The following is a 4721-nucleotide window of genomic DNA, read 5'->3' as shown; positions in this document are numbered from 1 at the left end:
AAGCTGCTCTTTTCTTTGCTTTTATTTTTTCTTTTCGTGTAACTCTTACCTGTAACCTGTACTTGTAACTATCGTTACAGGAAGTAGTTACACGAAAGAGTTACAGGTAAACATTAAGAAAATTTGAATTATAGAGTGGCAGTGCCACAGCTTAAGATCGAGTGTATTCCGCTTGCTCGGTGTTCGGACGCTTCGCTTACTCACACACTGCGCCGAGCGGTGTAGATTAAACAGCAAAAGATAGGAATCTCTTTTAGCGTAATCTCAACCTCCTATAATATAACGTGGTCTCAATCGAGAAATGTAAGAGCATAGGATTCATGAAAATGAGCATCAAAGACGACAAAGCAAAACAACCCTAAAAAGGGCTGTTATCTGATAAGGCTTGTTGTTTAGTGCCACATCTTATGTTTTTCCAGATGACTTCCAACGGAAATAAGTTCTTCGACTGATACCTAGTTCAAGCCAAGGTTCATTTAAGCTAGGACGACCGCCACCTTTAGAAATTGAACCTGCTTTTGCTTTGTCGACTCTAGTACCTGCTTTACCGCCCTTAGCCCCTTTCCTTGCTTGGCTTGCTCTAAAAGCTTGAGGTGTGAAATGCTTGTACGTCCAGTTAGCGATTGACTTAGCTATTGCTTTCACCTCTGACACTGGCAAAGGTACTTTAAATTGAGTATTAAGGGATTCTACGTGGTCGTACACGGCATCATTCCACATTTGCTTATAACTTGGTGCCCAATACTTTCTAATTGCTCTGTATGCCCATTTGCTTGCTGATTCAAATAGCTCACAATTACGACCTAAGCCAGAAGATTCAATTCCTTTCTTTGGATGACCTTTTAAATCGAGATAATCCGCAAGTTCATCTAGCGTGTATTCGTGCTCTGTCCAAAATTCAGTTTGCCAGTGACTATGTAACGGGTTTTTAGTTAATAGCCCTGCAAAACCTCTATCAGCTTGTAACTTCTCCGTCATGGCTGACTCAATGGCTGCTAGGTACTTCATCGGCTCAAGGTGAGCCATGTCAGAAGTACATACTGACACTTTCAAACGGTAACTAAGATGAGCGTATGCGTTATCTGAAGTCTTAGAAGACCAATATGGCGGTGGTAGACCGTTGTCGTACCAAGCTAGAACAGCGCCTTGTCGGTCAATATCAAAGATTAGATAAGTGACCAACTTAGGTTGGTTTACTTGCAGATACTTCTTCTTGATCGCTGTGTTTTTGGGGCGTATGTAAGTGACACCGAGTTCATCGGTGCAATACGGCTTATAAGGAAGTGTATCGATTAGATCGAATTGAAAAGCGTCTGAACGTTTAGCTTTCACACATAACTGCGCTTATGGCGGTTATGTGTGGATTGTGTTTGTCTACCCATGTGTTAAAATAACCTTAGAAATTCAGCCCTGACTTCTCACTCATTCCGCCAAGTTTGAAAATGAGATTCAGGGCTTTGTTTTATCTGGCGTTTATCTTACTCCTCAATACCTTGCTTCGCAATTTCCCCTTTAGAGCTTCTTGCTATCAGACACAAAAAAGGCCGCTATAGCGACCTTTAGATAATCATTATCCTACCGAAACACTGTACTTCGCACTAAGTGGCGTTACGTTAAATAAAAATTATTTTTTATTGTGACAATGATATGGTTTCGAACCTGCGTGACAACCATTTGCATCTGTACCTCCCGAATGAGCAGAAGCAACACCAGAAACAGCAATAAACAAGCAAGCTACAAGTAATTTTTTCATTTATCTTCCTTTTCAAAGGAAAACTTACAATCGTTACAAATAAGATCTCCAGTTTGTCCATGGGCAGCTTGCCCTCCAACCTGAAAAGCATTTGGCACAACATCATGCCATTTTTCTTTACTTATATTACTTGAACCACAGTTTGGACACGTTCTCACTTTAAATCCTTATTTCTACAAAGCTGGTGTTAAGTCGTTATTTTCTTCAATTCTCAGCATTCGAATGTCGGACACACACTCTCGCAACCAAGCAAATTCTCGGCTCATTCCATTAACTGCCATCACGGTTTTTACCGCATCGACATTTTCATCACCAAAATAAACACTACCTTGCTGGCGAGTAAAGCCATGACCGGCGAGAAACTTTTTGATATCCCCATAGGCATTTTGGTAGCTATTCCCTGTATAGTGCTCCTCTAGTGATGCAACACTCAAATCAAAACTAATTGCGTACATATATCCCCCTTAAACAAAAACTATGCAAATAATATCACCCAACTAATTAACATCCTGTAAATTACTATCAATATTCACTTCAAAATACGTTGCGAGCAACTTGCTGCACTCTTCAACAATAAGAGCTTTTATGCCCATATCATCAGCTTTACGAGTATCTACAAACATCCGCAACGGTTTAGGGAATGTTTTGTGGGCGACGACAATATCCACCATAAGCCTTCCCGAACGCTCCTCGCCAATACTGATAATTTCCACCCAGGGTCGATTATCAGTTGTATAACCACATCGACTACAATCTCCTTTGAATACAGTTAAGTTTTTACACTGTGGGCATTTAGAACCTGGCATACATCATCCTTTTGGTTATCATTAAGAAATGATAACAAAATGATATCGATAAATAAAGTATGTGTGGCGGAGGGCCAAGTCCTGATGTATGACTGCAATCTTAACCCGTTTGATTTTTAGAGAGTGAGTACTTGGCAAATTGGGGCGACCATGTATATTCAATTGCCTCTCCCTACAACGAAGAACGGCTCCCGATTGGGAGCCGTTCTTGTGTCTGAATATGGGTGCAAATTAAGTGACGTTACATTACTTTTTCCCGCCAACATTGAGCGTAATCAACACCAATAATTCGATTCAAAAACCTATTATGATTATATCATCATAATATTTATGACTTGTGAGAGAGAATTGGATATGCAGTATTTTAGAATGCAATTTCCGACCGAGGCTAAGCCCAAGGTCGTGGCAAAAAGCGGGGAAAGAGATGTAATCGTAATATCGGAGAATGCGATTATCGTAGAAGCTAAAGGAGTACCTCAATACAACATAGGTGCTAGCGTTGGGGGAGAAATTTATTATCCAAACGGAGAGAAAGACCTTTTACAAGGTTACATTGTATTCATTAAAGGCAATCAAGTGATAGTTAAACTATTAAAAGGCATCTCTTTACAAAGAATGAATGAGCAAGTGCTTTGGGTGAGGAAAAATTTTCCATATTTTGATATGAAGATGAAATAACCCCCTAAACTACCACAACGACCAAAAGCAAAAATCAGCCTAGGTATGACAAAAATCAAACAATGGCTGTGAGCTTCATTTTGACGGCTAAATTTCGGTATTTATCATCCCTATTATGATAGCCCTCCGCCATATGAAACGCACCACCACAACGAAGAACGGCTTCCAATCGGGAGCCGTTCTTGCGTCTGAATCTGGGTGCGCACTAAGTGAAATTACGTTAAATCTCGTTGATCTTTCTCTAACAATTTGTTCAATTCGTCAACAGAACCTATTACGGTATCATTTAAGAATAAATCTGGGTGGTACTGACTCTGAACATAACCGGTTGGAAGCTTATTAGATTTAGATACAACCCAAGACGCATGCGGGCGTTTATGCCCAAGATATTTAGATACACCGTAAGGAGCTAATCCTAAGAGACGAGCAACAGACTCATAAGTAGCTCTTGTTTTGTTTTTATTTAAAGTAAAAAGAACCTTTTCTATCAACTCTACTTTTTTTACCGATTCCATTAAAAACTCCTTGCTCAAGTGTGTTGTTACAATCTTTGTGTGTGTCTAAACCTAGGTGCAGATTAAGTGACGTTACGTTAAATAGGGTTCATCTGCCACCTCGCACCAACATAAGCCCTAACTTTCGCTTTGAGCTTATGCTTCCGGCGTATATCCGGATGTGGTGTCAGGCTTCCCCAGTTACTGCACTGGCTCCCTATTAACAATGCCACCCTCAAGCACAGCATAGGTCTGACTGAGTATCGGGCTTCGCGAGATTTCGGACGCTTACCCACCTACACTGCCGAAGCAGGTTCACTTGCGTTGTGTACTGTTAACTTCCTATCGCTTCCTTCAGACCCTGCCGTTGGCCAGCAACGCCCTTGCGATTCGGATTATCTTCCCCTCAGTCTGGGTGATTCAGATTTCTTTCGACCTGACGGGTTTGCCAGCTTCGCTGGGCAAACGAAAAAGGCAGCCCTAGGGCTGCCTTTCTTCGTATTTGTCGCTGATTCGCACTAAATGAAGTTATGATGAGTTAAGATAGGCCCAGTGACTATTAGACTTTTCTTTTTGCTCGAATATTTGAGCTTAAAGAACTGAACAACATCATGTGACGGAGGGACCTTTAACGAAAACGAGGCATGAAATCCACTGAAAGCTTCCCTCCATAATTAAAGTACTCCCAGGCATTCACACTGCTAACATTCCAAGCAGATAAATCATGGTTAAAAGGAATATTATCAGAAAACATATAGCTCATATCAGTAACAGAGCTAGTATCCCAATCAGAAATATCTTGATTTAAATTGGCATAATTAAACATATAGCTCATATCAGTAACAGAGCTGGTATCCCAATTAGAAATGTTTTGATTAAACGTTGATGCACTTGCAAACATGCTGCTCATATCAGTAACGGAGCTAGTATCCCAACCAGAAATATCATCATTAAAAAGATTGGCTCTATAAAACATGCTGCTCATATCAG

7 protein-coding genes are annotated in these 4721 nt (G+C 40.6%); 1 reads left to right on the top strand and 6 read right to left on the bottom strand.

Features of this window, described 5'->3' with window-relative positions; translation table 11 throughout:
• Nucleotides 1–405: 405 nt before the first annotated feature.
• From AB4484_RS20835 to AB4484_RS20820, 4 genes are all read right to left on the bottom strand, one after another.
• Nucleotides 406–1332 carry a replication initiation protein gene (locus AB4484_RS20835; protein WP_372080187.1) on the bottom strand — a complete coding sequence of 309 codons (927 nt, stop codon included), beginning with the start codon at nucleotides 1330–1332 and terminating at the stop codon, nucleotides 406–408.
• Nucleotides 1333–1624: 292 nt separating this feature from the next.
• Nucleotides 1625–1753 (bottom strand): YHYH domain-containing protein, encoded by a 129-nt coding sequence (locus tag AB4484_RS20830; protein ID WP_372080185.1) that lies wholly within the window; start codon nucleotides 1751–1753, stop codon nucleotides 1625–1627.
• A 173-nt stretch (nucleotides 1754–1926) separates the two neighbouring features.
• On the bottom strand, nucleotides 1927–2208 hold the full coding sequence (locus tag AB4484_RS20825; RefSeq protein WP_372080183.1) for a virulence factor: 282 nt from the start codon (nucleotides 2206–2208) through the stop codon (nucleotides 1927–1929).
• Between the two features lie 42 nt (nucleotides 2209–2250).
• Nucleotides 2251–2559 carry a hypothetical protein gene (locus AB4484_RS20820; protein WP_372080181.1) on the bottom strand — a complete coding sequence of 103 codons (309 nt, stop codon included), beginning with the start codon at nucleotides 2557–2559 and terminating at the stop codon, nucleotides 2251–2253.
• A gap of 354 nt (nucleotides 2560–2913) precedes the next feature.
• Between AB4484_RS20820 and AB4484_RS20815 the strand changes: the two genes are divergently transcribed.
• Nucleotides 2914–3237, top strand: a complete 324-nt coding sequence (locus AB4484_RS20815) for a hypothetical protein (protein ID WP_372080179.1) — start codon at nucleotides 2914–2916, stop codon at nucleotides 3235–3237.
• 215 nt (nucleotides 3238–3452) lie between these two features.
• Here the strand turns inward: AB4484_RS20815 and AB4484_RS20810 are convergent, their stop codons facing one another.
• A complete protein-coding gene (locus AB4484_RS20810) occupies nucleotides 3453–3752 on the bottom strand; it encodes a hypothetical protein (RefSeq protein WP_372080177.1) in 300 nt (99 codons plus the stop codon).
• 607 nt (nucleotides 3753–4359) lie between these two features.
• The coding region (locus AB4484_RS20805) for a BspA family leucine-rich repeat surface protein (RefSeq protein WP_372080175.1) at nucleotides 4360–4721 on the bottom strand (362 nt) is incomplete at its 5' end.

Origin of the sequence: Vibrio sp. 10N.261.46.A3, assembly GCF_041472995.1 — a bacterium.
GTDB lineage: Bacteria > Pseudomonadota > Gammaproteobacteria > Enterobacterales > Vibrionaceae > Vibrio > Vibrio coralliirubri.
Note: the sequence above shows the minus strand (reverse complement) of the source record. Positions and strands in the feature narration are given on the sequence as shown.

Excerpts from the sequence above, each read along its gene's own strand:
- AB4484_RS20830 (WP_372080185.1), bottom strand. The coding sequence starts at position 1,753 with ATGAAAAAATTACTTGTAGCTTGCTTGTTTATTGCTGTTTCTGGTGTT.
- AB4484_RS20825 (WP_372080183.1), bottom strand. The coding sequence starts at position 2,208 with ATGTACGCAATTAGTTTTGATTTGAGTGTTGCATCACTAGAGGAGCAC.
- AB4484_RS20820 (WP_372080181.1), bottom strand. The coding sequence starts at position 2,559 with ATGCCAGGTTCTAAATGCCCACAGTGTAAAAACTTAACTGTATTCAAA.
- AB4484_RS20815 (WP_372080179.1), top strand. The coding sequence starts at position 2,914 with ATGCAGTATTTTAGAATGCAATTTCCGACCGAGGCTAAGCCCAAGGTC.
- AB4484_RS20810 (WP_372080177.1), bottom strand. The coding sequence starts at position 3,752 with ATGGAATCGGTAAAAAAAGTAGAGTTGATAGAAAAGGTTCTTTTTACT.